This window comes from Photobacterium minamisatsumaniensis (genome assembly GCF_050336695.1).
GTDB lineage: Bacteria > Pseudomonadota > Gammaproteobacteria > Enterobacterales > Vibrionaceae > Photobacterium > Photobacterium minamisatsumaniensis.
In genome coordinates, this window is sequence record NZ_JAKJSI010000027.1 from 1 (window position 1) to 26,972 (window position 26,972).

A 26,972-nucleotide genomic window follows, 5' to 3' on the forward strand; every position below is an offset into this window, starting at 1 on the left:
AAGGCAGAGCCGTCAGATTTACAGTCTGATCCCTTTGGCCACTCGGGAACCCCTCCACGGGGTGTTGCTAATTGTTTGGCTTTAAAAGCCAGAAAACTGTTTGGCCACTCTTACGAGTAAACAATTTYCAAAATRATGGTGGAGGGAGATGGATTCGAACCATCGAAGGCRGAGCCGTCAGATTTACAGTCTGATCCCTTTGGCCACTCGGGAACCCCTCCACGGGGTGTTGCTAAATTGTATTGGCTACAAACCAATTTGTTTGGCAAGACAACTTGCTCAAACGGAAAGACGTACCTTACATAAGTTAGGAACAGCTTTCAAGAATAATGGTGGAGGGAGATGGATTCGAACCATCGAAGGCAGAGCCGTCAGATTTACAGTCTGATCCCTTTGGCCACTCGGGAACCCCTCCACAAGTGCGGAGCGGATAATAACAAACCGACTGAACCTGTAAACCCTTTTCCTTAGAAATTAAGTTTAGATGCTGTTATTTTCATCATATTGTTGATTGTGATGGCATAAACCGCTTTTTTGCGAGTTTTGAATGAAATTTATAAACGTAATATTGCTTAACTTTACATTTCTTTACCCCACTAAAGGCTTGGTTCAGATATCATCACTGCAGATTTTTATAAGTGGATTGAACAATGAGAAAAATCCTTGTGGCAGCAATGGTGACGGCTGCTTTATCGGGTGGTGGTTTTTTATATTTCCAAGGGCAGTCTGTTGCTTCGGAGCAAAAGGCTGGTCCCGGTGCGGGAAGGCAAGTTCCAGTAACGACTGGTACCGTTTCATCCCACTCTATCGCTCAATCTCTTTCCCTTATCGGTAAACTTGAAGCGCAACGTTCAGTCAATGTTGCAACGCAGGTGGCAGCAAAGGTGGATCGTATTGTTGTTGGCGTGAACAGCAAAGTTGAAAAAGGCGAACTGTTGGTGCAGCTAGATGATGCCAAAGCGCGTGCAGCTTTTGCAGAAGCACAAGCTTATTTAAATGATGAAAAGCGCAAATATAACGAGTTTAAAAGCTTAGTCGATCGTGGGGCGATTACTCAAACGCAATTAGATGCACAGTTAGCCAGCGTTAGTATTGCTGATGCGAGGTTACAAGCGGCACAAGCAGAGCTAAATGACCATGCGATTAATGCACCCTTTTCTGGCACTGTCGGTTTAGTCGATTTTAGTGCCGGCCATATGCTGACGGTTGGTAGCGAATTGTTCTCTTTAGATGACCTTTCATCCATGCGTCTTGATATTCAGGTGCCAGAGCAATACCTATCACTACTTCGTGAAGGAACCAAAGTAACCGCAACGAGTCAGGCATGGCCTGATCGTGAGTTTCACGGTGAAATCCAAGCCATTGACTCTCGAGTACAAGCGGATTCTTTGAATATTCGTGTACGAGTGAGCTTTACAAATGACGATGGCCAGTTAAAGCCTGGCATGTTGATGGCAGCCAATATTGGTTTTGCCCCGCAAGAGGCGGCTATTGTGCCAGTACAAGCACTGGAGTACTCGGGTACAAAACGATTTGTGTATTTAGTTGATGAAGCTGGGACAGCTAAGCGTACTGAGGTTCAACTTGGTGTACGCGTGGAAAATGAAGTGGTGATTGAATCTGGTATTGATATCGGTGACCGCATTGTTGTGCAAGGGCTGGTGAATATGCGTGATGGACTACAGGTTAATGATATTACTGACACCCTATTAGCGAAAAGCGGAGAGGGTGCCTAATGTGGTTATCTGATGTCTCTGTAAAGCGGCCAGTTGTTGCGATCGTTTTAAGCCTGCTACTTTGTGTATTTGGTGCGGTTTCATTTAGTAAGTTGTCAGTGCGCGAGATGCCGGATGTTGAAAACCCGGTGGTCAGTATCTCAACGACATACAGTGGTGCTTCGGCAACCATCATGGAAAGCCGGGTAACGACGGTACTGGAAGATCAGCTGTCGGGTATCAGTGGTATTGACAGTATTACCTCTACAACCCGTAATGGTTCATCACGTATTCAAGTTGAATTTGAAATGGGGTGGAACCTGACGGAGGGGGTGAGCGATGTGCGTGATGCAGTATCTCGTGCCCAGCGTCGCTTACCAGATGAAGCTGACGACCCTGTTGTATCGAAAGATAATGGTTCAGGTGAACCTGCGGTATACATCAACCTGACGTCTAGCACCATGGATCGCTCTCAGCTAACAGATTACGCTGAACGTGTTTTAATGGATCGCTTTAGTTTAATCAATGGTGTTAGTTCGGTTGACTTAAGTGGTGCGCTCTACCGCGTTATGTATGTCAAGCTACAGCCATCTCAAATGGCAGGGCGCGGTGTCACAACCAAAGATATTGTTGATGCGCTAAATGATGAAAACGTCGAGTTGCCAGGCGGTGAAGTGCGTAATGATACGACAACTATGTCGGTGCGAACTGCGCGTTTATACCGTGATGCGTCAGATTTCGACTATTTAGTTGTTCGTACGACAGAAGATGGCTCACCTATTTATTTAAAAGATGTCGCTGACGTGGCGATTGGGGCACAAAATGAAAATGCCACTTTTAAAAATAACGGTATCTCGAATCTAAGCCTTGGCATGGTCACAATGACTGATGCTAACCCTCTAAACGTCGCTGACGATGTTTATGCCGAAGTCGAACGTATGCAACGTTTCTTGCCTGAAGGTACGGAGCTTTACGTCGATTATGATTCAACGGTTTTCATCGATCGTTCTATTAGCGAAGTATATAGCACCCTATTTGTAACCGGTTTACTGGTTGTGTTGGTTCTTTATATCTTTATTGGTCAAGCGAGAGCGACGTTGATCCCCGCGATCACTGTACCTGTTTCATTGATCTCTGCCTTTATGGTGGCTTATTTCTTAGGTTTTTCAATCAACCTATTGACCTTAATGGCCTTGATACTTGCCATTGGCTTGGTTGTCGATGATGCCATTGTGGTGGTCGAAAATATTTACCACCATATAGAGAAAGGCGAACCGCCTTTATTAGCCGCGTATAAAGGTACCCGAGAAGTTGGCTTTGCCGTTGTGGCGACGACAGTGGTTTTGGTGATGGTATTCCTGCCAATTTCTTTTATGGATGGCATGGTTGGGCCGTTGTTTACTGAGTTTGCGGTATTACTCGCGGTAGCCGTAGTGTTCTCATCACTGGTGGCTTTAACACTGAGTCCTGTCCTTGGTAGTAAGCTACTCAAAGCAAGCACTAAGAAAAACAAGTTTAACCAATGGGTTGACCATTTGTTTGCCAAGCTAGAGCGTGGTTATCGCAGGCTAGTAACCATCGCGATACGTTTCCGCTATGCTGCGCCTATCGTCATCATTGCGTTTATTGGCTTAAGTGCCGTATTGATGAAATCAGTCCCGTCACAACTAGCCCCACAAGAAGACCGTGGTGTGATCTTTGCGTTTGTTAAAGGCGCAGAAGGAACGAGCTATAACCGTATGGTCGGTAACGTTGAAGAAGTTGAGAGACGCTTATTACCGATGGTCGGTGAAGGGGTGATCAAATCTGTTTCTATTCAAACACCAGCTTTTGGTGGGCGAGCAGGGGATCAGACTGGCTTCGTCATCATGCAGCTGGAAAATTGGGAAGATCGTGATGTATCCGCAACAGAAGCGTTAGGTATTGTCCGAGACTCACTTCAAGGGATCCCTGACATTCGAGTTTGGCCGTTTATGCCAGGTTTCCGTGGCGGTTCATCTGAGCCAATTCAGTTCATGTTAAATGGTGCTGACTATAGTGAGCTGTTCCAGTGGGCGACAGAGCTGAAAGCGTTAGCAGAAGACAGCCCTATGATGGAAGGGGTTGACTTAGACTATGCTGAAACGACCCCAGAGCTCGTTGTAAGTGTAAACCGCCAACGTGCTGCAGAGCTGGGTGTGCCAGTGGCTGAAATTGCTGAAACGCTTGAAATCATGTTGGGTGGTCGCAGTGAAACGACATTCATCGACCGTGGCGAGGAGTATGATGTGTACCTTCGCGGTGATGAAAATAGCTTTAACAATGCGACAGATCTAAGCCAGATATATGTCCGGACGAGAACAGGCCAGCTTATTACATTGGAATCTGTCGCCGAAGTTGAGGAAGTGGCATCAGCACAGCGTTTGAGCCATAACCAAAAGCAGAAGTCGATCACTCTAAAAGCGAATTTAGTACCAGGCCATACCTTGGGTGAAGCATTAGATTTCCTTGATGAAAAGGCAATTGAGATGTTACCGAGCGATATTGTTATTGATTACGCGGGTGAATCGAAAGATTTCCGCGAGAACCAAAGCAGTATCCTGATGGTATTTGGTTTAGCGTTGCTGGTGGCTTATTTGGTCTTGGCTGCCCAGTTTGAAAGCTTCATTAACCCAATGGTCGTCATGCTAACAGTACCGATGGGGATCTTTGGTGGTTTAGCTGGCTTGATGATCATGGATCAAAGCCTCAATATCTTCAGTCAAATAGGTATGATCATGTTAATCGGTATGGTGACTAAGAATGGTATCTTGATCGTTGAGTTTGCTAACCAGCTACGCGATAAAGGCGTTGAGTTCGAAAAGGCCATCATTGATGCCTCTGAACGTCGTTTACGCCCTATCTTAATGACCGCATTCACGACACTATTTGGTGCTTTACCGCTTATTGTCTCTACTGGTGCGGGTGCAGAAAGCAGGGTTGCAGTGGGTACGGTGGTATTCTTTGGTATGGCATTTGCCACCTTCGTTACGTTGTTAGTGATCCCTGCCATGTACCGACTGGTATCTGGTAAGACTAAATCACCAGGTCATGTTGCAGAACAATTGGAAAAAGCCCTGCAGCATGATTATGTTGGACGACCGACACATGGTGATATTCCAGCGACTGATCAGAAGTAAACGGTTAAACGACTAACCCTTCAAGCCGCCTTTATTAGGCGGCTTTTTTTATTCCTCTGTTAATACCTATCTGATTATTTATTCAATTAATTGCAATACCTAAGTTAAAAACCATCTAGTTCGCTACGATTACGTTGTTATAAATTAAACCTGATCTGTATCTGCTATTCCCTGCGGGTATTATTTTCCGGAGTCATACTTAACACATTTAATCAGTGGATTAGACTAGTTATGATTGTTATTTGAGCGCCAGTTTTTTGACTAATTATTGAATGCTGTTTTATTTGATCGTTTAGTGATCACTTTTGTTTTTGTTGATTGAATTGCAAGCATTTGGTTGCTTGCTATATTGAATGTAAGGAATTAGAGAAATAATATATTTTGTTAATTTAAATCCCGCTGGATATATTCAGCAGGAAACCTTATCTATCTAAAAAATAAAATTATGCAAAGTGAAGAATCTATAAAAATATCAAAACCAAACTTTTGGATAAAAATGCATAGTATCGCTTTTGCTGTTGCTGCGATCATGCTGTCGTTAGGGCAGTGGAATGACACAAAAGATGCAGTAGAAATGATTTATGAATCCATTATCACTAACTGGACGAATGAAATCGAATATGAACAATTATCTAAAATAAAAATAGGGCAAACACAAGCATATATTGATGATCTGATGGGTGTTGCTCAGGCATCAAAATCATCTAAGTTAGACAATGGTGTGGTTTTTTATTATTACGGTGAAGATAAGTATTTACTGACTATTGCTATTAAAAGTGAACGTGTTGCTGGATACAGTATTACGGCACTGAAAAATGACTTTACGATAAACATTCCTTATACCGATACCGTGTTATTAGATATGCCTCTTTCAGCCCAGAAAACTGAGTTGGAAAACTATTATACAGATAATGGCAACCTTGATTATTACGCAGAGTCATACTCATTAGGGCGTAATGCAATGTTCTATAACTTAGTTATTGGTGCTGTTGATTACGGTTTAGTTTCAACGGATAGCTTGCAAAATATTCAGGCTATTAATCATAAACTGAATACTGGCGATGATCTCGATTTTTCCGAATTACAGACAATGCGCACCGCAGTGCCAAACCTATATGCTATTTCAGAGCTTCCTTCTGATGTCATGGTTGAAGCAATGTTAACCCGCTTTGAGTTTAATGCTTTTTTTAATTAGTTAGCAGTGAGTTACGATGAATATTAAAGCTACCTTGACACTGGTTGGTGGTTTGATGCTGTCTGGGTGTCAGTCTACGAGCACACCGGAATGGGCCTTAAACCCAACAGTTGATACCAACATGTCGCTATATGCTGTAGGTCATGGCGGTACGCTGAAAAATGCCAAACGATCGGCAATGAGCCAAATGAATGAGAAGCTTTGGACTCAAGTCGAATCATCAGGGTATGTACGTCAGGTCGTTCGAGATGTAAATGGTGATGAAAACTACAGAACGCAAAGTGACACCGTTGTTGATGTAAAAACGGCTCCACTTGTTTTAAGTGGTGTTAGCTACAACCGTAGTGAACAACGAGATGGTATTTACTATGTTGAAGCGGTTATTTCTCGTGAAAATATTATTCACCAACTCAAACAAGAGCTCACCACCATTGATGAAAATGCAAAAAATGAGTTAATTAATTTCAAGCATAGCGACCCTTTAATTTGGTGGTTGAATAACCGCGACATTGAGAACGATAAACAAAATTTATTAACCCGAAAAGCGATGTTACTGGCCGCAAGTAATGGCAGTGAAAATAATATTCCATCTGACAATGTTATTGAGCTAGAGCGTCAAGTAAATAAAATAAAAAATAGTTTGTTATTCAGTGTTAATGCTGAAAAAAGTGACGCTTGGATGAGAAATTTTATCGAAAACCATTTGTCTGAAAAAAACATAGCAACAGTTAATTCATCATCAAGCAGAAATGCTTTTAGCCATCAAATCGTGCTAACAACACATTGGCGAAAAAGTAAGATTGGTGAGGCGTATATTTCAACAGTGATCGCCAAGCTCGCACTGAAAAATAAAAACGGTAAAACCGTTGCCAGTAGTGAAGTGATTGCGACAGGGAACTCTATTACAAACTTTACCCGAGCGAAAGAGAGTGCTTCTCGTCATTTTTCCGCCCAAATAAGTGACCAAGGACTATGGCACTTTCTGGGTGTAATTTAACTCTATATAACAATAATTGGATAATTTGGTTTATGTCTAAGAAACTATTATTAGCAGCAAGCATTACAACCCTGTTGACAGGTTGTATGAGCACGTCAGCCCCTGAAGGCGTTTGCCATTCAAGTACAGCAATCAACATTCCGCAAAGTGATGTTGCTGTAACCACATCGCAAGGTAAAAAAGCCATCGTATTACCGGTTGATATTGCTCGTGGTGTTGAATTCCCATCGATCATGGCAACGGCTTTCCAGCATCGCCTAGAGAGCCAAGTGGATGAATCTGGTGCTAAGTTAGTTGATCGCTCATTAGCGGGAAAATTGAAGCAAGAAATTAAGCTGGCAGAAGAAAGTGGCCGTTACAACACCTCAGGTGTGGCGATTGCTGACTATGCGGTACTGGCTGAAGTGACATCGTCGAGCATGAAATATTCTTTCGATGATGAAGAAACTAAAACTAATGATGATGGCGAGTCGAAGTACTACCCAGCAGAATGTACGTTTACAGGCTCTGTTGAAGGTCTAGTAAAAGTAGTTGCATTGCCAAGCATGGAAGTACTAAAGCGTATTGAAATTAAAGCCTCTGAAGTAAGCTCTTTCGATCAAGACTACCCAGATTCAGATTGCCCAATTTCAAAGGGACAATATAAACGCATTATTGAAAGTGCAGCAAAAAATGCGGTTAACCGTAATGACGATCTTAAAAACCAGCTAGCACCAAGTGGTGTGGTCGAAGAACTCCGCCAGTGTGATGAATACGGCACCATGGTTCGCGTTAATATGGGTACCACGTTAGGTATTCGTCCTGAACAAACTGTTGAAATTTCATCAGTTGAAAAAGTGAAGCTAGCAAACGGTGAAGAAGAAATTGAATTTTACCCGGTTGGTGAAGGTAAAACAGCGGCAGAAGATAACCGCCAAGGCTTAAAGCCAAGTTACTCTTGGGTGGGTATCGATGAGAAAAATGCGTTGAAAATTCAGCGTGGCGACCTAGTTGAAGCGCGCTACGACAGTGGCTGTAACGACTTACCAGAAGTACTGCAACCAGCGTGCTGGGAAATTTACGAATCACTTAACGGTAAAGGCTAATCAATAATGAAAAAACTACTTTTATCGAGTGCTCTGGTTCTTGGGTTGTCTGGCTGCCAATCAACAAGCAGTAACAGTATTCAAGATCTCACTTGTTACTACCCTGATTCAGTGCAGCACGAAGCACCAGCTTGGGTGTGTGATGTAATGCCAGCAAGCATTACCATTGGCAGTGTAGGTTACGCCAAGAAAAGTGCTGCAGGCATGAGTGTAATGCGCACTATTGCTGTGAATGATGCGCGTAAAGGCTTGGCTCAGCAGTTTGAGTCAAACGTGAACACCATGTTCAAGCAGGCAATGGCTGCAACGGTTGAGTCTACGGGTGAGGCTGTGACCGAGAATGTGAACGAGCAATTTGAGTCGGTAACAAAAACGATGACCTCTCGCTCGTTATCAAACAGCCGCGTTATTGTATCTCAGCGTAGCCCTGCGGGTGGCCTATATACGTTAGTTGGCATGGATCAGGCGACGTACGACAGCAATGTAGCTCAAGTTGTTGAAGCGGCTAGTAATAAAGAATCTGGCTTGTGGAATAAGTTCAATAACAAGAAAGCTGAAGAAAACCTTCAGCAAGCATTGAGCTCAATGATCCAGTAAGCCAGCCCCACGGCTGCTAAAAGGCTACTTAGGTAGCCTTTTTTTATGGCTTTTAACAGAACAGAAAAAGGAACCGAGATGAAATTAACTCGATTAGCCTGTTATTGCGCATTGCTACTGTCAGTGCCATTCGCCCATGCCAACGATCCATTTGCAGAGCTTGATGCTGCAGTGGCAGAAGCAAACCAACCACAGTCTCAGCGAGATGCTGAATTTGAAGCTTTTGTTTTAGCTTATTTAGGTGAATATGAAAGCTGGCGGAGTGAATACCTAAAAGAGTTTGATGAATACCGTGCAGAGGTCATCGCCAAATGGGGTGATGGTATGGTTTCACAACGCCACATTAGTGTTGATTATAGTGACAATAAAGAGACACGAACGCTGGTGGATTTCGAAAAAAATGAAGCGACCATTGCACTGGTCGTTGATGCCGATACCAGTATTGAGCAAGCAAAACAGCAATTGGAACAAGCCACAACCCAAGCACTATCAGCAGGAGATTCTGCATTGACTGAAGCTTTGGATGCAGCCTCCTCAATTCCCGTTGGTGAGGTTGTTGAAGCAGCGGTTGATTTTTCTGATGAGGTAGCAACGGCAGCAAAGAAAGTGATTGTTGAACAGACACGCACTCAGCTCCAGGAAATTGACAAAGAGTCAGAGTCGCTTTTGGCAGCAAGCCCTAAAATAAGCACCGGTTTGGTTGATAGCGTTACGTTGCAGAAAAAAGAGCAACTACTTACGTTGACAGCAGAGCGCTTAGAGAGTCTGGATAAAACCTATGAGGACGCGAGAGCGAAAGCATCGTTACTGACCAAGAAAAAGATCATCGAATACCGTATTCAGTTACCTGAAAATGGGCTTGGAAAGCGAGCTGCAAAATATGTGGATTTCGCTGAAAAAGAAAGTGAGCGATTTGATATCCCAGCGGCGCTAGTGATGGCGATTATGCACTCAGAATCGAGTTTTAATCCCAAAGCTAAATCCCCGATCCCTGCTTATGGGCTGATGCAAATTGTGCCGACAACTGCGGGACACGATGTGAATGCTCGGATCCGTAAAATTAATGGACCAATGCGCCCTGCTGAATTATATATGGCTGACGTGAATGTCGAAACGGGGACGGCGTACTTAAATATTCTTGATAAGAGTTATTTAAAAACAATTACAAACCCAACAAGCCGTTTGTATTGCACTATCGCAGCATACAATACTGGGGCAGGGAATGTAGCGAAGGCGTTTAACCCTGATGGTTCACGGAATATCCGTAAAGCGGCAAAAGTGATTAATACTTTAAGCCCTGATGAAGTATACCAAAAGTTGCTTCAAGACTTACCGTATGACGAGACTAAGAACTACCTGAAGAAGGTATCGACTCGCATCGCGCTATACGAAAAACATACGTCATAGTTGATTGTGTTTAATGCCACTGCGAGGTGGCATTTTTATGAAATGTACTGATGTAACCGCGCTGGTCTATCGCGATTCCTCAGGTTTTCTTCCCTCTTGTGGTAGGTGTTGGTAGAATTAAAGGAATGACGACCAAATTTGATTTGGTACCACCTTGATCGCGTTGCGAAACGCTTAGTGTAGAAGAACATCATGTCTCAGAATCAGCCTCAGAATACTGCTGGTAATGGCGAACAAGCCAAAGCAGTACGATTAAATAAATATATCAGTGATACAGGCTATTGCTCACGCCGTGAGGCGGACAAGCTTATTGATCAAGGACGAGTGACCATCAACGGTGAACAACCTGAGATGGGTGTAAAAGTACAGCCTAATGATGAAGTCTTAGTTGACGACCGTCCGCTTCGTGCAAAAGAAAAGCCAATTTACATTGCACTGAACAAGCCGACAGGGATCACCTGTACGACTGAACGCCATATTAAAGACAACATTGTTGACTTCATTGGTCACCGTAAGCGTATTTTCCCGATTGGCCGTCTTGATAAACCGTCTGACGGTTTGATCTTTCTGACCAACGATGGCGATATCGTCAATAAAATCTTGCGCGCTGGCAACTCTCATGAAAAAGAGTACGTGGTGCGTGTTGATAAACCTATTACTCAAGTCTTCCTTGATAAGATGGCCTCTGGTGTTGAAATTCTTGATACCGTGACATTGCCATGTAAAGTCACCAAAGAAACGATGTATTCGTTCCGGATTACCCTGACACAAGGTCTGAACCGTCAGATCCGCCGCATGTGTGAAGCATTGGGTTACGATGTTTTCAAATTGCGCCGTGTACGCATCATGAACATCAGTATCGATGGTCTTCCAAACGGCAAATGGCGCTATCTAACCGATGCTGAAATTGCCGAAATTCACAGCTTAATTGCGGGTTCGAGCAAAACGGAAGAAGCATCTCGCGTTGATGGTGAAGGGCAATCGATTCAAAAAGCGACCGATGCGAAGCTTTATGATAGCCGCCAGCAAGAAAATAATAACGACAACCGAGACAGCGACGTTAAGTACAAAACCTATAAAGGTAAAGGTGACTTTAACCGTACGCGTCAAGCCGATGAGCGTGGCGGTCGCCGTCAGGATGAACGCCGAGCTCCTCGCCCTGGTCGCGGGAGTCAGCCGGGTCACCATCAGCCGGGCTTCAATAAGCCAAAACGTGATGAGGGTGATGCACCGAAGGGCCGAACGTCTGGCTCAACGGGTATTAAAAAGTGGAAATCGAAGAGAGACGCATAAAGCGACTTTTGTTTACGATTAGCCAAAAATGGGAGCCTTAGGCTCCCATTTTTATATCCGTACTTTATCGGTAACATGCATAGTAATTTGGCTTAACGGCTGAGTGCGAATATTCCTGCTTGCATTCCCGGCAATGAATTTGCACTATGTACTCATTGATGAAAACATCTTATGCCGAAGTACCACTAGGTGGGTCTTTGGTTGCGCGCTTCGCTTATCGGGCTGAATGCAGCGGCAGTAAATAGACAGAGGAAGTAATGGCTGGTAATACAATTGGACAACTATTTCGCGTAACGACCTTTGGTGAAAGCCATGGTTTGGCGCTCGGGTGCATTATTGATGGCTGTCCTCCGGGGCTTGCGTTGACAGAAGCTGATATGCAGCATGATTTAGACCGTCGTCGTCCTGGCACGTCTAAATATACAACCCAACGTCGTGAACCCGATGAAGTGAAAATCCTGTCAGGTGTTTTTGAAGGGCAAACAACGGGCACATCCATTGGCCTCCTTATCGAAAATACTGATCAGCGTTCGAAAGATTATTCAAATATCCAAGACTTATTCCGTCCAGGCCATGCTGATTATACCTATCACCAAAAATACGGCGTACGTGACTACCGTGGTGGTGGTCGTTCATCGGCTCGTGAAACGGCGATGCGGGTTGCTGCAGGAGCTGTCGCGAAGAAATACCTAAAGCAAGTACATGGTATTGAAGTACGTGCTTACCTATCACAAATGGGTGATGTAAAAATCGATAAAATCGATTGGGATCAAGTCGAACAGAACGCATTTTTCTGCCCAGATGCCGATAAAGTTGATGCATTTGATGAGCTTATTCGTAATCTGAAAAAAGAAGGCGACTCCATTGGTGCTAAAATAACGGTTGTAGCGAACAATGTACCCGTTGGTTTAGGCGAGCCTGTTTTCGATCGCCTCGATGCCGATGTCGCTCACTCACTGATGAGTATCAATGCAGTAAAAGGCGTTGAAATTGGCGATGGTTTTGATGTGGTTGAGCAACGCGGCAGTGAGCACCGTGATGCCATGACGCTTGATGGCTTTAAATCAAATCATGCGGGTGGCATTCTTGGTGGGATCTCATCAGGGCAAGATATTGTCGCACATATTGCACTGAAGCCAACATCGAGCATTTCTGTACCGGGTGAAACGATTACTCGTCAGGGTGAAAGTGCTGAAGTGATCACCAAAGGTCGTCATGATCCTTGTGTTGGTATTCGTGCAGTGCCAATTGCGGAAGCGATGTTGGCAATTACGTTAATGGATCATTTACTGCGTCATCGTGGCCAAAATGCCGACGTGGTAACTGAAACACCAAAAATCTAATCGGTCGTATTTTCTGATCGTCAGATATAGAAAGCGAGAGCTCTGGCTCTCGCTTTTTCGTTAGTTCCTTTCCGTTCAGGTAACCAACCGATAGTGGTAACGACATGATGTATTACATGGACATGTCGGCTGGTCTAAATTTCTTATCTGTCTCTAGGCTTTAGGTTCCAGTTTCTTTTCTACTTCATCGAGTTCATCAAAGCGAAAAATCGGTAAGCTCCAGCCAAACTGCACGGCAGCAACACGAATCGTAAAACCGACAACTAACGTACTAATTGTGGCAATCATTTCCGGTACGGCAAAGTGCATCATTACGTAGTACATCGCGCCAGCTAGAAAGGCGACAGAAGCATAGAGTTCTTTATGCAGTACCAAGGGTGAGCGGCGGCAAATTAAGTCACGTAGAAGACCACCAAAGACCCCAGTAACAACTGCTGCAACAATACAGATCAATGGTGAAAGACCCATATCCATCGCAACACGGCAACCAATAATACTGAATACGATTAAGCCTAGTGAATCGAGCAATACAAACACTTTGTGGAAGCGTACAACTTGTGGTGCCACAAGAGTTGTCAGTAACCCCGCCAAACAAGTGATCGCTAAATATTGCGGGTTAGCCACCCAACCTAGCGGGTAATGACCCAGTAAAATATCACGTACTGTTCCGCCGCCTATTGCCGTCGCACTTGCAACCAACATGACACCAAACCAGTCCATATGACGTTTACCTGCGGCCAGCGCTCCAGTCATCGCTTCAGCAGTGATGCCGATAATATAAAGTGTTGTTAATAGCATTATCTCGCCACATGAATAAAAGTAAATATCAACTTGGAGTGATTCTATTCGTGATATAAATCAACGTCTAATGAAATATTTACAGCCATACATTATCTGTATTCATGTATGAGGGTATTTTGCATGTGATATACATAACAAAAAAGAGCGCCTGGGCGCTCTTTTAATAAGTTGCTACGTTACTGAATGCTTAGAAGCGGTAGTTAGCCTGAATACCCGCTAGCCATACGTTGCCGGTGGTTTCACCTTCAAATGTACCTAGGCCATTTTCAGACTCGCTCATAGAAGCATCTTTAGCGAAGATATAGGTAAAGCCAGCATCAAAGCTTAGATTCTGTGACCATTGATAGCCTGCACCCACGCTTAGCCATAGACGATCCGTTTCTGGAATCGTCTGGGTACGGTGTTCGTCATTTACCGCTGAGGTGTCGTAAGCGACACCAGTGCGTAGTGCCAGCTTATTGGTGTATTGGTAAGTAGCACCAAGTGCAATACGGTAGTTGTCTTCCCAGTTCTCTTCTTTGATGAGGTCAGGTGTCGACCCCAAAGAAGGAATATTGGCTTCTAGTTTGTCGAAGCTGCTCCAATCGGTCCAGTTGAAGCTAGCATGCATGGAAAACTTATCAGAGAGCTGGTGGAAGCTAGCAATTTCTGCTGTCGCGGGCAGTGTTAGGTCCATGCTACCAGCATGTTCTCCACCATATAGTAAGCCCGAGGCGCTACCTTTCAGTGTTAGATCAACGGCAGAGCGGTAGTTCACACCAATGCGATGGTTATCATTGAGCTGCCAAGCGGCCCCTAACTGCCAACCCCACGCGGTATCATCACCTTCCATATATTTAAGATCTGGCCCACCCATAGGTAGCGCAGCACCGAAATGGCCTTCACCCATTACATAACGAACACCACCACCAATACTGAATTGGTCATTAATTTTGTAAGCAATATTCGGGTTAATTTCTACTGACATTACTTTGGCTTGGTTACCAAAGCCTGTGGCTAAGTAGTCACCGGCTAACTCTGTTTCCATACCGTAGTTAGTTGCTAACGCTAGACCTACTGCCCATTGTTCGTTAATGCGATGAGATAAGTAGAAGTTTGGGATAACGGCAGAATTAGCAATATCGTTAGCTGTCGTTGGTATCTCATTTTGACCGTTATTGATCGTACCATTCACATCGATGTTCGGATCAACATAGATAGCACCCATAGAGATCTGTGTACCGTCAAGGTAAGTCATCATGGCTGGGTTACGGAACTGAGTACTGGCATTGTCGGCCATTGCGGCTTCACCGGCAAATGCACGACCTAAACCTGTCGCTGAATATTCGGCAAGCTGGAAGCCTGCTGCCATGGTACTGGCACTCATGCCAAGTGTTAACGCTGCTGCTAAAGATAAAGTAATTTTATTATGTTTCATCAGTCTACTATGTTCGCTGAAATTCAATAGCGCGAATCATACGCTTTAGAGTAAATGCTTTAACTTAATAATAATGACTAGAGCCCGTTTGAAGTAAATAACTAATAACCCACCATTTAATGGTTTAAAGTCTGGTATTTATTATTCGTTACATTCTGGTCAGATGAGTTTTCAGCGTACATATGTATCGTTATCGATGGGTTTCAGCGACGAGGTGTTAGCTGAAATTGAGAGAGCTATTATTGAGAGGGGAGTGAAAGCATTAAAAATAAAACGGCGCTAAGAAACAAAAAGGGAGCCAAAGGCTCCCTTCTATATATCTAACTTATGCTATTCGCTGAATTAGAATGAACGGCTGTACTGTACGCCGTATAGCCATGCGTTAGCACGAGTTGTTGCTGTAACACTTGATAAGTACTCAGGACCGTTTAGTGGGTTACCTGGAGTATAGTTAGGGTTTGCTGTTGACTCGCTTGCTGTGACATCTTTACCGACAAGGTAAGTCACACCAAAGTCAATAGTAGATTTGCTGTCTAGGTGATAAGTGAAGCCACCTGAGAACCACTGACGATCAGAGTCTGGCACAGAGATAGAAGTTTTCTCATCTTGTGCACTGGTGTCGTACATGTAACCGGCACGTAGGGTCCAGTCGTTGTTCAGGTAGTAAGTACCACCGATTGCATAGTGCCAGCCATCTTGCCACTCGTAAGTATTAAGAGTGTCTCCACCAGTAGTATCTAGTTGATCAAATGCGCTCCAACCAATCCACTGTACACTATAGTGAACTGCAAATTGCTGGTTCAAACGGTGGTAGCCAGAGAATTCAGCCATGTCAGGCAGAGGCATTTTAAGTTTATCACCGCTGATATTTTGGTTACCTGTGCCTGAAGTTGCGAAGAACATATCGCCATCAACTTCAATCTCAGGGCTGTAGCGGTAAGATAGGCCGAAACGATTGTTTTCGTTTAGCTCATAAACGGTACCAAGGTTGAAACCGTAGCCGATGCCATCAGCGTCAACGTCAAGTAGAGTTCCACCTAAACTTTCATTTGAACGCTGAAGCTCGCCAGAACCGTAGATGATGTCTAAACCAGCACCAACACTCCACTGCTCATTAATACGGTAAGCGGCGCTTAGTGCAAAGTTAACACTTTTAACATCAGTCAGGCCGCCATATTCATTTGCAGGGTAGTCACTGCTGAACTCAGTTTTGGTACCAAAGTTAGAATAAATACCAGCACCAACTGTCCACTTATCATTAATTGGGTGGATGTAGTAAATGTTTGGTACATAAGATGTATCACCAACAGATTGGTCATCAAGGCTACTTGGTTGAAAGCCTGTTGATGGACCAGCATAGGTGGCATCTTTAACATCAATATCCGTATTAATCGCATTCAGACCCAGCGATAGCTCTGGTGAGCTAAACAAAGCCATTGCTGCTGCGTTACGTGACATTACCGATGCGTTATCAGCGATAACGGCGTCACCAGCAAATGCACGACCTAGGCCCGTAGCGGATTGGGCGTTTAGTTGAAAACCTGCAGCTACTGCTTGCTGCGATGCCATGGTGACTGCAAAGGCAATCACTGATTTTGTAAACAGACGCTTCTTGTTCATATTTATAGTTATTCCTAATTATTTTTACTGCTTTATATCTGCTATTCCTGCAGATCGGGCGAGATTGTATGGTGCGATGCTCTTATGACAAATCAGACCAGTGGCTAAACAGTGCTTGTTGCTGCTTAGTTAACAATCGCAAAGGCAGTGTATATAAAATGAACTTGAAATTGAGGGGGTTATGTCTAAATATGCAACAGAGGTAACATTTTATTTTTTGGTATTCTCTTGTGGAATGTAAAACCCCGAAGCATGTAACATAGTTATGCTTTTGGGGTTTTTTTGATGTTTTTATGGGCAGGTTGGTTAAATTTCCCAGTTTAGATCGGCTTCCAGTGTTTTGGCGATAGGCGCCACATCTTGCCCTTTTTCTCCGACAACCACGAGGCTAGCATTTCTGATTGGCATGACAACGCCTTGCATGTTGTTATCACTAAATGGTGTCATTTGTGGTGAGCCTTCAGGCACAACAAAAACAGTTACTTTTCCTTGCTCTGTATCCATGACCATATGGAGGGCATTTTTATCACCAAATCCGCAGTGATTAACATAGTAAATATGGCCGGGCAAATCACTAAACTGAGGGCCGAAAGGGGTTAACTTAGCATTGACTTGCTGGAGTGATACCGATTCATTAATGCCATCAATAAAAGGCGCTTCATTATGCACATGCTCTAGTGCTAACTGTGCAATGTCGGCTTGATAGCCGGTCGAGTCTGTAATGTTGTTAAATTGGCCAGTAAATACCCCAAAAGCAAAGGCGACGGACGCTGCAAGTGCTAGGTGAAGTTTGGCTTTTTTAGGTTTTTTGGTTTTTTGGCCGGATTGATGAAATAAGATCCGATCAGCAAGATCATCAGGCACATCAACCTTCAGTGCTTTTTCAAGTTTGCTATCAAGTTGCAGTAGCTCATCTGACAGTTTTCGGTTCGCGGCTGATACATTGCGTGCTGCGTTCATATCTTGGCTGTTGTCATTTGGATCGGCCAAAAGACGGCGACGAAATTCTAAATCATCCATTGTGGTGCCCCCTCCGCTCGGACTGTTTTTCTATTTGCTCTTTTAACTGGTTTCTGGCGCGGAATAAGCGTGTCATTACCGTATTACGATTCAGGTTTAAAATTTCAGCAATCTCATCACCGTTAAACCCTGCCATAACTTGTAGCACCAATGGCTCTCGATATTCAGGGGCGAGTAGCATAATTTGCTTGTGCAGCATCTGCTGTTCTGCATCCTTATCGGTATCTTGGTGCTGCGTATCTGCAATCGCGTAATCATCGATATCAACTAAATCGAGTTGCTTACGCTCAAAGCGTCGCGCATTTTCCCTGCGTAAAATAGTAATAAGCCATGATTTGGCCGCTTTGTCATCTTGAAGGCTATCAAGTGAACGCCATGCACGTAAACAGGTTTCCTGCACCAGATCTTCCGCGATATGCGGATCATGACACAACCAGTAAGCGTAGCGATAGAGATCCCGATGCCAAGCCCGAACAAGGGCTTCATATCGTCTTTGCTTATTCATATCTACAGAGACCGAGGACTCTGGGGTTTTCTTACGAAAAAATTGCTTAATCATAAAATTGCCTATCAACTGAGTGAACATTGGCTTTTTTTGGGCTGTTTTATGCAATGTTCTAATGATTCATCCAATAATCAGCACTAAAATTGATCTGGTTCAAATTGTCGCTTGGTGAGAACGCTATAGTAACCCCTGTCATCTGATACTAAGTGTTGGTTGAGGTTCCGAGGATTAGGAACGTTAATTAAGGCTTAATATCTGTTGAGCAAGATGACAACTTCCTTTTGAAGGCTGACTTTACTTTCTCCTATCAGGCTTGCCTGATTTGCAATTGGCTTTATGTTAATTGATTTATACTACTACATGGATTAACTTCCGTGTCGACTCAGACCACGCCTTTAGGTGTGGTTTTTTTTTATCTTAGCATTCTTACCCGCACATATTCTTTCCTGATCAAAATTCAGATTAATCATCTATCTGCGTTAAGCATGATTAATTCACCCAGAGTGAAGGGCTTATTGCATCAAATTATATTCTAGATACGTATCTTCCTCTCATATTTTAAACAATTGTTTGATATTGATAACAAGTGCATTACAATTGGTTGTGGTCTGACCTCTAATGCACTGTTGGGAATGTTGCCAATTGGCTCCCGTTACCCACGTGCCCGACAAACAATAATTAAGGAGTAGCGATGTCACGTCTCCAGAATCTCACCACCCGTCAAGGTGAGCGCATCGCCGTTGTAAGTGGATTACGTACCCCGTTTACTCGCCAGGCAACCGCTTTTGATGGTGTGCCGGCATTGGACATGGGGAAAATGGTTGTTAACCAGATGCTGCAGCAGGTTGATATCGATCCGGCATTGATTGATCAAGTGGTGTTTGGCCAAGTGGTTCAAATGCCAGAAGCCCCAAATATTGCACGTGAAATCGTCTTAGGCACGGGTATGGATGTAGGCACTGATGCCTATAGTGTGACTCGCGCCTGTGCGACCAGTTTTCAAGCCGCCGCCAATGTGGCAGAGAGTATTATCTCTGGTACTGTTGATATTGGTATTGCTGGTGGTGCCGACTCATCTTCTGTTCTGCCTATTGGTGTATCAAAGCATTTCGCCGCAACCTTACTGGCGCTAAGTAAAGCCAGAACCATGAGCAAGCGTTTAAAACTGCTTAGCAAGTTGAGTGTGAAAGATCTAATGCCCGTACCGCCTGCAGTTGCTGAATACTCAACGGGTATCAGCATGGGACAAACGGCCGAGCAGATGGCAAAGACGCATGGTATTACGCGTGCAGAGCAAGATGCGCTGGCGCACCGTTCACATACCCTTGCCGCCCAAGCATGGCGTGATGGTTTGATCCAAGGTGAAGTGATCACCGCATTTCCTGAACCTTACCGCCAGTGGATTGATAAAGATAACAATATTCGTGAAGATTCTAGCCTTGAATCTTATGCCAAGCTACGGCCTGCTTTTGACCGTAAATTTGGTTCGGTGACAGCCGCAAATGCGACACCATTAACTGATGGTGCAGCCGCTGTGATGCTTATGCGAGAAGGGCGAGCAAAAGAGCTTGGTTTGAAACCGTTGGGTTATATCCGCTCTTACGCATTTTCAGCCATTGGTGTTGAGGCGGATATGTTAATGGGACCTTCTTATGCGACGCCAATGGCGTTAGATCGCGCTGGCCTTAAGTTATCAGATTTAACCTTGATTGATATGCATGAAGCCTTCGCAGCACAGACCTTAGCCAACGTGAAAATGTTTGGCTCTAAGCAATTTGCGCAAGACAAATTGGGGCGTAGTGAAGCCATTGGTGAAATCGATATGGATAAATTCAATGTGCTTGGTGGTTCCCTTGCTTATGGGCACCCATTTGCTGCAACAGGGGCAAGAATGATCACCCAAACGTTGAGAGAACTTCAGCGTCGTGGTGGTGGTTTTGCATTGAATACGGCCTGTGCCGCTGGTGGACTGGGCGCTGCAATGATTTTGGAGGCTGAATAATGACTCAACAACAATCCGCATTCTCGCTATCTTACGCCGATAATGGCATTGCTTGGCTCAAAATTGATGTGCCAGATGAAAAAATGAATACGTTACAGGCTGCGTTTGGTGAGCAGGTTTCAATTGTGCTGGATGAATTGAAAGCCAAGTCTGATGTAAAAGGCATGGTGGTGTATTCAGGAAAGCCAGATAATTTTATTGCCGGTGCCGATATTCGCATGCTGGCAGCCTGTAATACCGCAGAAGAAGCGTGTGAGTTAGCAACGCAAGGCCAGCAGTTATTCGCTGAATTAGAAAACTTACCGTTTCATGTAGTTGCCGCGATCCACGGCCCTTGTTTAGGCGGGGGCATGGAATTAGCACTGGCTTGTCATAGTCGAGTGTGCTCTGACGACGACAAAACCCGTCTGGGGTTACCAGAAGTACAACTTGGTTTGCTACCTGGCTCTGGTGGTACGCAGCGCCTGCCTCGCTTGATTGGTGTAGCGAATGCGCTAGATCTTATTTTGACAGGCAAGCAACTACGTGCCAAGAAAGCAAAAAAAATGGGCGTGGTTGATGAATCTGTCCCGTTGAGCATTCTGTTGGATGTTGCTGAGAAGCAAGCACTGAAATCCAAACCGAAGCGTCAACTTTCTTTGCAAGACAGGGCGATGGGGGGCAATGCGTTAGGGCGTTCGCTGGTATTTGATCAAGCGGCGAAGAAAACCCGTGATAAAACCCGCGGTAATTACCCTGCGACGGAAGCTATTTTGGATGTGATCAAATATGGCTTGCAAGAAGGTATAACCAAAGGCTTGGCACGTGAAGCCAAGTTATTTGGTGACTTAGTGATGTCATCAGAGTCAGCAGCACTACGGAGTATCTTCTTTGCGACCACTGCAATGAAAAAAGAAACTGGTGCAGATACACAACCTAGAAAAATCGCACAGGTTGGCGTATTAGGGGGGGGCTTGATGGGCGGTGGTATTAGCCATGTCACTGCAACGAAGGGCTATGCAGTTCGAATTAAAGACATTGCGAACGATGGTATTTTGAATGCCATGGCATACAACTACAAATTACTCGATAAGAAGCGCAAACGTCGCATCATTAGTAAGGCTGAGCTGCAAAAGCAGATGATGTCGATTGTCGGTGGAACGGATTATACCGGCTTTGATCGTCTCGATGTGGTTGTTGAAGCCGTATTTGAAGATCTTAAGCTAAAACATCAAATGGTGAAAGAGGTTGAAGATAATGCGAAATCAGACACTATCTTTGCTACCAATACGTCATCGTTACCGATTCACCAAATAGCAGAAAATGCGCAGCGGCCAGAGAATGTCGTGGGGCTGCATTACTTTAGTCCAGTCGAAAAAATGCCTCTTGTTGAAGTGATCCCGCACAAAGGCACATCTGAAGAAACCGTCGCCACAGTAGTTGCTCTGGCTAAAAAGCAGGGTAAGACCCCGATAGTGGTGGGTGATAGTGCGGGCTTCTATGTCAATCGTATCCTCGCGCCTTATATGAATGAAGCGGCGAATGTACTGTTAAGCGGTGAGCCAATCGAGCACCTAGATAATGCATTGCTTGATTTTGGCTTCCCTGTTGGCCCAATTACCTTATTGGATGAAGTGGGTGTCGATATTGGCGCGAAGATCATGCCAATTCTGGTGGCTGAACTGGGTGACCGTTTCCAAGGACCAGATGTATTCGAGACGCTACTCAATGATGGCCGTAAAGGGCGTAAAAGCGGTAAAGGTTTCTATCGATACGACAGCAAAAAGAAAGCAGTCGACAAGAGTGTTTATAAGCTGCTTAACCTTAAGCCTGAGCGAAAAGAAGAAGCCTCGGCTTTGGCAATACGCTGTAGCTTGATGATGCTCAATGAGGCAGCGCGCTGTTTAGATGAAGGCGTAGTACGCTCGGCTCGGGATGGTGATATTGGGGCTATCTTTGGTATTGGTTTCCCGCCGTTCTTAGGGGGACCATTCCGTTATATGGATCAGCTGGGTATCGAACAGGTTGTTGAGTTATTGAATGACCATGCAAATAAATACGGTGAACGTTTTAAACCGTGCGATAAGTTAGTGGCGATGGCGAATGAAGGGGAAAGTTTCTATTCATAAGCCATGAGCTTAGCTAAGCGATAAGTACTAAAGAGGCCTGCATTGCAGGCCTTTTTTAGTTAACTTGGCGCGGATAAAGGTCGACTAATCGCAGGCGGAAAAAAGGTTCGATAAAGCGCTGACGCATAAAGTGATAGGCCAGCATAGCAATACTCAATGCCACGAAAATATTCAATTTTAGGATGAAAGCGAGTGGCGCTGTGACTGCGACAATAAACATCAGTGCATAAAGTAAGATATCTTGCTCATGATGAGAGAGCGCGCTGTGGCAGTGCGTACATACAAAAAACTCTTCGTAGTCTTTTACCGCAGGTGCAGTAACGGACAATTGGCAATGGGGGCAGATATGGCTCATGTATTAACCTCTTCATGAAAGTCAAAAGTAGGCATCCTGCCGTATTCATTTTCAGACCCTGACAGACATTTGTGACTGTCGTATTGATACTTAGTTCAATAAAACGACCTCGTTGGGAGGTGTCTTAAATTGAATAATTACCGATAGTCGAGCGATTAGCCACTGAATAGTTTTGAGAATATGTCAGTAATTATGTACGTGTATAAAATAGACATAATAAAAAAATAAAAAAAGCTGAAAGGAAAATCGTAAGGTATTGATACTAGAAGCCCTCCAGTGTTTGGAGGGCTGCGTGGCTATTTTATATGGCGAAAAGCTTAATGTGCATCTTTTTGAAAATCATCTATCGGGCCAATGGGCGTTCCAATGGTGAGTGGCGGTAATTTGTCATGCACTTGCCCGTGGTAGTGCATAACGACGCGGTTTGCGGTGCGAGGTTTGATGATATTCACTATGAACTTAATCATGTCTGCACGGCTGAGTGATGACAGCGCTTCAATGACTTTCTGGCGCTGGTTAAACTCAGAATCTTTATTGCCGATACTTACCCAAAAGCGTTGCGCTCTTGCTCGTAGGTTAGTATCTGGCTCGGAGATTTGGGCGATTAAACCTTGTTTACTGGCTTGCCACTGCGCTTCACTGAGTTCGAGTAAGACTAATGCAAAGGCATTGGTGAATTCATCAATGGCTTCGAGTAATTGCGTCGGACCTGCAACTGGCGATTGAATATAAAGGATCAGCCCAGGGTGACGGTTAAGCGGCAGGTTTGCTGTACCCACCATGTAACCCAGTTGTTGACGAGTACGTAGCTCATGGAAAAATGTGGTCGACATTAGGTGATTGGCTAAGGTGTAAATGGCAATTTTATGTGGTGTTGTCTCACGTGACTGGTAGTACATTAAAATCGCTGAATCGGCATGTTCGCAGTGGATTTCATGGCTTAATGTGCCAGATTGATTGAGCCGAACAAGCGGGCGTTGAGCTTCACCATATAGTTGGTCGGTCACGCGGAAAGCATCTTTGAGCGTTTCAGCAATCGCCAATGCGTCGGCTTCATGCCAATTACCATAAATGAACGTATCAATGTGCAGCTCAGCAAACATGGCTTCAACAAAGTCAGGCAGTTCATCAAGCTCAATGGATTCGAGTGCTTCAATTAATATCGGGTACGGGGGATTATTGGGTTGCAATACTCCCGTTAATTGATTGAAAAGCTGTGATATAGGCTTATCTTGCGCGGCATTGCGCCAACTACGCAGCATTTGCGCTTTAATATTATGAAAGCGCTCGGGGGCAAAATCACGGTTGGCAAAGCACTCCAATAATAGCTTTAACAGCAAGGGTTGTTTTTCACTAAAGCCTGAAAGTTGAAGTGTCACGCCCCCTTGGTGTGCATACAGGTTATATGACATACCTGCAATTTCTGCGGGGTAAGCGACTTCGTTAGTCGCTTCTAAGAGCATCTCAACACATAGCCGTGTTTTTACAATATTTCGCGCAGAGCTTACGGCATGTGGGCTGTCGATGGCGATATACATGATCCCTTTTGGCACCCTGAATTCATGCTCTTGTTTGAACCATAAACGGAAGCCGGGTAAATCTTGAATTAATTGCGGCGGTAGCTCTGCCCCTGCGTTTAATGGAAGAGGGTCAAGCTGCTCACATAAATAAGGGTTAGGTTCTGGTAATGTCAGCTCGGGATGAATAGCCGGGTTGTTCCAGCGAACCAGTTGTTGCAGGGTAAACGAAGTAACACGGTAAGGCGTGTGATACCACTGGGCAATTTGATCGTATTCTTGCTCTTGAGCAACTAAAACAAGCCGCATATTCTCTGGAGACAGCTTGGCTAAAAGCTGTTTAATCAAGGACTCATCATAGCCAGCCATCATGTAGTCGCCGTAGATAATATCTTCTGGCGTATAATGCAGCAGGTTCATCACGAGGTAACTCGCGGTATCGAGTGGGCGACTTTTTTCTTGATAGCGGAAAGCCATTTCCAATACTGAACGCTTCTCTTTATAACGCCATTCGTTCAGGCCTTGTTGCTTGATTAAAGCAATGTACTGAAAGACGATTTCAACAATGTTATCGACGTGCTTAAGCCCTTTGGGTGTCAGGCTTAGCCCAATAGTAAATTCACGGAAGTTGCTGCCATTTACACCGCCACCTGCTGTTAAGGTATTAATATACCCTTCCTTTTTCAGTAGCGACATTAGGCTGCCGCTACCTTCATTACCCAATAAGTGGGCGATATAAGAAAGGGGTTTCTCTCGATAATATTGGTCGACGGAGGGAAGGGTAAACGACAGTGTTAGTTTGCGAACTTCTTTGATTGGCTCGATGGTAATAAATTTGGCTTTTTCATTATCAGTAACCAAAGACACGGGGATATTGGGCTGAGCTTGACCGGTATTGGGAATGTCTTGGAAAAATGTAACAGCGTAAGCTTCAAGTTCTTCCAATGATTGAGGGCCAAGCAATACGAGCCCCATAAGGTTGGCAGAATAATGAGTTTGGTAGAACTCAATGAGTTCATCACGAACCGATTTATCTTGGCGATCTTCAAGGGTGGTGAGATCACCGACTGAAAACTTCGCAAAAGGGTGTTCAGGGTTAACCGTTTCTTTGTGTACTTGGTAAAGACGGCGAACATCATCTTTGATCTTGAGTTTATATTCAGAATCAACCGCATTTCGCTCTTTGTCTATCGCTTCTTCATTAAAGAGTGGCGCCGTGAAAAATTGACCAAAGCGGTCTAAACCTTCACTAAAAGCATGTGGGCTAACGTCAAAAAAGTAGGTGGTATTTTCCGTCCCGGTCCACGCATTATTGCTGCCGCCACTTTGGTTAATAAAGGTTTGAAATTCACCTACCCGTGGATACTTTTCCGTGCCTAAGAACAGCATATGCTCAAGAAAGTGCGCCATACCTTGGCGATCGAGGGGATCGTTAAAGTGGCCGACATTTACCGTCAATGCAGCAGCAGAGCGAGGTGCATCAGCATCATGTACCAGCAGTACTTTTAGCTCATTAGGGAGAGTCAGGTAACGGTACTGCTTTAGGTCATTAGGACTTGTATGCACGGGAAGCGCCTATTTTCAAAAGGAATTAGACTAATTATGACGCTCATTACAAAGGGTGGCAAATAATAAGCTTTCTCGTTATAGCAAGAAAAAGTGAGATCCTACCGGGGTCACGGAAAAGTGATTGAGTTGGTTGAATGGCTGTCTTCGTTGAAGGTTACTTGCTAGCATGGCTTTTGATCTCGCTGTATTTAAGCAAGGAACGCCCGTGCAGCAAGAATAATAACGTTAGATTTGATCATTTCATCAGTGCTGATAGTAAAAATAAAAAGCGCACGAGTGAATCTTCGACGGCAGTAATTGGAAGAATTATGCGAATTTATATCATGCGTCACGGTGAAGCCCATAACTTTGCGCCAAGTGATGCAGAGCGACCATTAACCCCTCGGGGAGAAGCGCTTTCATCTCAAATGGCGTTGCAACTCTCACCGCAGCTCAATGGTGAGTTAGATACCGTATGGGTTAGCCCATATTTACGCGCCCAACAAACATGGCAGTCAATGGTTGAGCATTTACCAGAGCCAAAACGTTTGGTGACGATGGAAGATATAACGCCGTACGGGGATGCTGAAGATGTTGCAGCCTACATTAAAGCGGTTGTTAACCTTGAACGGCCAGATACATTGCTGGTGGTGTCACATTTACCGTTAGTCGGGTATTTAACCGCTGAACTTGTCGCCGGTTTGCAGCCACCGATGTTTATTACCTCATCTATTGCAGCGATTGAATATAACCCTGATAGTGAGGCTAGCGAGCTGTTGTGGCAGGCAACGCCGGAAGGCTAATACACATTACACCCTGAAATGTACGAGTAGTGATAAAAAACACTCAGGTTTTCAGGCGGCTGGTCGATACCTTAGTAGGTATTGTTGTTAACGACTATTCAAAAGATATTACGATGAAAGGCAAATTGTTACTGCTGATGGGAGCCGCTTTGTTGGCTGGGTGTGTGCAGGCACCAATGGCACCAAGTATTAATGCAAACGGTGCAATAAAATGGGCCAATGGTATCAGTGAAGAAATGCATATTTCGGCCTCTGGCGGTACGTTGACTTTTGCAGCGCCGCAAAATGTGCTGAGTACGGGCGGCGGTATTACCATATTTTCTCGTATCGACAGCGCTCGAAATGGCAATTGTGAACACTATTACAGTGAGCAGGCAATGAAAACGCGTATGCAAATTTGTGATAGTGGGGAAGTTACCCTGATTGTCGAAGGTCGGGTGATTAACGTCGGTGCATTAGCTCGCTACGTTTACTGATTATTTAATT

Annotated in this window: 20 protein-coding genes and 2 tRNA genes; 13 read left to right on the forward strand and 9 right to left on the reverse strand. The window is 44.5% G+C overall.

Going from position 1 to position 26,972, the window contains the following annotated elements; genetic code table 11:
* Window positions 1-136 precede the first annotated feature (136 nt).
* Window positions 137-221: transfer RNA gene (locus L4D78_RS14965), tRNA-Tyr, on the reverse strand.
* Between the two features lie 109 nt (window positions 222-330).
* Window positions 331-415 (reverse strand) — tRNA-Tyr (locus L4D78_RS14970).
* A 235-nt stretch (window positions 416-650) separates the two neighbouring features.
* Between L4D78_RS14970 and L4D78_RS14975 the strand changes: the two genes are divergently transcribed.
* The 9 genes from L4D78_RS14975 (at window position 651) to aroC (ending at window position 12,790) form a co-directional block, all read left to right on the forward strand.
* A complete protein-coding gene (locus L4D78_RS14975; RefSeq protein WP_428467670.1) occupies window positions 651-1,736 on the forward strand; it encodes an efflux RND transporter periplasmic adaptor subunit in 1,086 nt (361 codons plus the stop codon).
* Window positions 1,736-4,873 carry a multidrug efflux RND transporter permease subunit gene (locus L4D78_RS14980; protein WP_428467671.1) on the forward strand — a complete coding sequence of 1,046 codons (3,138 nt, stop codon included), beginning with the start codon at window positions 1,736-1,738 and terminating at the stop codon, window positions 4,871-4,873. The genes L4D78_RS14975 and L4D78_RS14980 overlap by 1 nt, the downstream gene beginning before the upstream one ends.
* Before the next feature lie 496 nt (window positions 4,874-5,369).
* On the forward strand, window positions 5,370-6,068 hold the full coding sequence (locus tag L4D78_RS14985; protein WP_428467672.1) for an ETEC_3214 domain-containing protein: 699 nt from the start codon (window positions 5,370-5,372) through the stop codon (window positions 6,066-6,068).
* A 16-nt stretch (window positions 6,069-6,084) separates the two neighbouring features.
* Window positions 6,085-7,065 carry a hypothetical protein gene (locus tag L4D78_RS14990; protein ID WP_428467673.1) on the forward strand — a complete coding sequence of 327 codons (981 nt, stop codon included), beginning with the start codon at window positions 6,085-6,087 and terminating at the stop codon, window positions 7,063-7,065.
* A 32-nt stretch (window positions 7,066-7,097) separates the two neighbouring features.
* Window positions 7,098-8,150 carry a hypothetical protein gene (locus tag L4D78_RS14995; RefSeq protein ID WP_428455894.1) on the forward strand — a complete coding sequence of 351 codons (1,053 nt, stop codon included), beginning with the start codon at window positions 7,098-7,100 and terminating at the stop codon, window positions 8,148-8,150.
* Window positions 8,151-8,156: 6 nt separating this feature from the next.
* Entirely contained in the window at window positions 8,157-8,747 is a 591-nt protein-coding gene (locus L4D78_RS15000; RefSeq protein WP_428467674.1) for a hypothetical protein, read from the forward strand.
* 78 nt (window positions 8,748-8,825) lie between these two features.
* On the forward strand, window positions 8,826-10,154 hold the full coding sequence (locus L4D78_RS15005) for a transglycosylase SLT domain-containing protein (protein WP_428467675.1): 1,329 nt from the start codon (window positions 8,826-8,828) through the stop codon (window positions 10,152-10,154).
* A 192-nt stretch (window positions 10,155-10,346) separates the two neighbouring features.
* Window positions 10,347-11,447, forward strand: coding sequence for a 23S rRNA pseudouridine(2604) synthase RluF (gene rluF, locus L4D78_RS15010; protein WP_428467676.1), 1,101 nt, complete (start codon window positions 10,347-10,349; stop codon window positions 11,445-11,447).
* A gap of 257 nt (window positions 11,448-11,704) precedes the next feature.
* Window positions 11,705-12,790 carry a chorismate synthase gene (aroC, locus tag L4D78_RS15015; RefSeq protein ID WP_428467677.1) on the forward strand — a complete coding sequence of 362 codons (1,086 nt, stop codon included), beginning with the start codon at window positions 11,705-11,707 and terminating at the stop codon, window positions 12,788-12,790.
* A 153-nt stretch (window positions 12,791-12,943) separates the two neighbouring features.
* Here the strand turns inward: aroC and L4D78_RS15020 are convergent, their stop codons facing one another.
* From L4D78_RS15020 to L4D78_RS15040, 5 genes are all read right to left on the reverse strand, one after another.
* Window positions 12,944-13,588, reverse strand: coding sequence for a trimeric intracellular cation channel family protein (locus L4D78_RS15020; RefSeq protein WP_428467678.1), 645 nt, complete (start codon window positions 13,586-13,588; stop codon window positions 12,944-12,946).
* A 190-nt stretch (window positions 13,589-13,778) separates the two neighbouring features.
* On the reverse strand, window positions 13,779-15,008 hold the full coding sequence (locus L4D78_RS15025; RefSeq protein ID WP_428467679.1) for an outer membrane protein transport protein: 1,230 nt from the start codon (window positions 15,006-15,008) through the stop codon (window positions 13,779-13,781).
* Between the two features lie 342 nt (window positions 15,009-15,350).
* Window positions 15,351-16,628 carry an outer membrane protein transport protein gene (locus tag L4D78_RS15030; protein ID WP_428467680.1) on the reverse strand — a complete coding sequence of 426 codons (1,278 nt, stop codon included), beginning with the start codon at window positions 16,626-16,628 and terminating at the stop codon, window positions 15,351-15,353.
* Between the two features lie 306 nt (window positions 16,629-16,934).
* Window positions 16,935-17,648, reverse strand: coding sequence for a DUF3379 domain-containing protein (locus tag L4D78_RS15035; protein WP_428467681.1), 714 nt, complete (start codon window positions 17,646-17,648; stop codon window positions 16,935-16,937).
* Entirely contained in the window at window positions 17,641-18,207 is a 567-nt protein-coding gene (locus tag L4D78_RS15040; RefSeq protein ID WP_428467682.1) for a sigma-70 family RNA polymerase sigma factor, read from the reverse strand. Before L4D78_RS15040 ends, L4D78_RS15035 begins: the two co-directional genes overlap by 8 nt.
* A 637-nt stretch (window positions 18,208-18,844) precedes the next feature.
* Here L4D78_RS15040 and fadI point away from each other — a divergent pair.
* Both fadI and fadJ read left to right on the forward strand, forming a co-directional pair.
* Window positions 18,845-20,155, forward strand: a complete 1,311-nt coding sequence (fadI, locus tag L4D78_RS15045) for an acetyl-CoA C-acyltransferase FadI (protein ID WP_428467683.1) — start codon at window positions 18,845-18,847, stop codon at window positions 20,153-20,155.
* On the forward strand, window positions 20,155-22,263 hold the full coding sequence (gene fadJ / locus L4D78_RS15050) for a fatty acid oxidation complex subunit alpha FadJ (protein WP_428467684.1): 2,109 nt from the start codon (window positions 20,155-20,157) through the stop codon (window positions 22,261-22,263). The genes fadI and fadJ overlap by 1 nt, the downstream gene beginning before the upstream one ends.
* Before the next feature lie 55 nt (window positions 22,264-22,318).
* Here fadJ and L4D78_RS15055 read toward each other — a convergent pair whose 3' ends face one another.
* Together L4D78_RS15055 and L4D78_RS15060 are read right to left on the reverse strand one after the other, a co-directional pair.
* Window positions 22,319-22,618 (reverse strand): hypothetical protein, encoded by a 300-nt coding sequence (locus L4D78_RS15055; RefSeq protein WP_428467685.1) that lies wholly within the window; start codon window positions 22,616-22,618, stop codon window positions 22,319-22,321.
* Window positions 22,619-22,935: 317 nt separating this feature from the next.
* Entirely contained in the window at window positions 22,936-25,701 is a 2,766-nt protein-coding gene (locus L4D78_RS15060) for an insulinase family protein (RefSeq protein WP_428467686.1), read from the reverse strand.
* 311 nt (window positions 25,702-26,012) lie between these two features.
* Between L4D78_RS15060 and sixA the strand changes: the two genes are divergently transcribed.
* Complete coding sequence (gene sixA, locus L4D78_RS15065) at window positions 26,013-26,486, forward strand: phosphohistidine phosphatase SixA (protein WP_428467687.1); 474 nt, start codon at window positions 26,013-26,015, stop codon at window positions 26,484-26,486.
* Between the two features lie 113 nt (window positions 26,487-26,599).
* A complete protein-coding gene (locus L4D78_RS15070) occupies window positions 26,600-26,962 on the forward strand; it encodes a hypothetical protein (RefSeq protein WP_428467688.1) in 363 nt (120 codons plus the stop codon).
* Window positions 26,963-26,972: the final 10 nt, after the last annotated feature.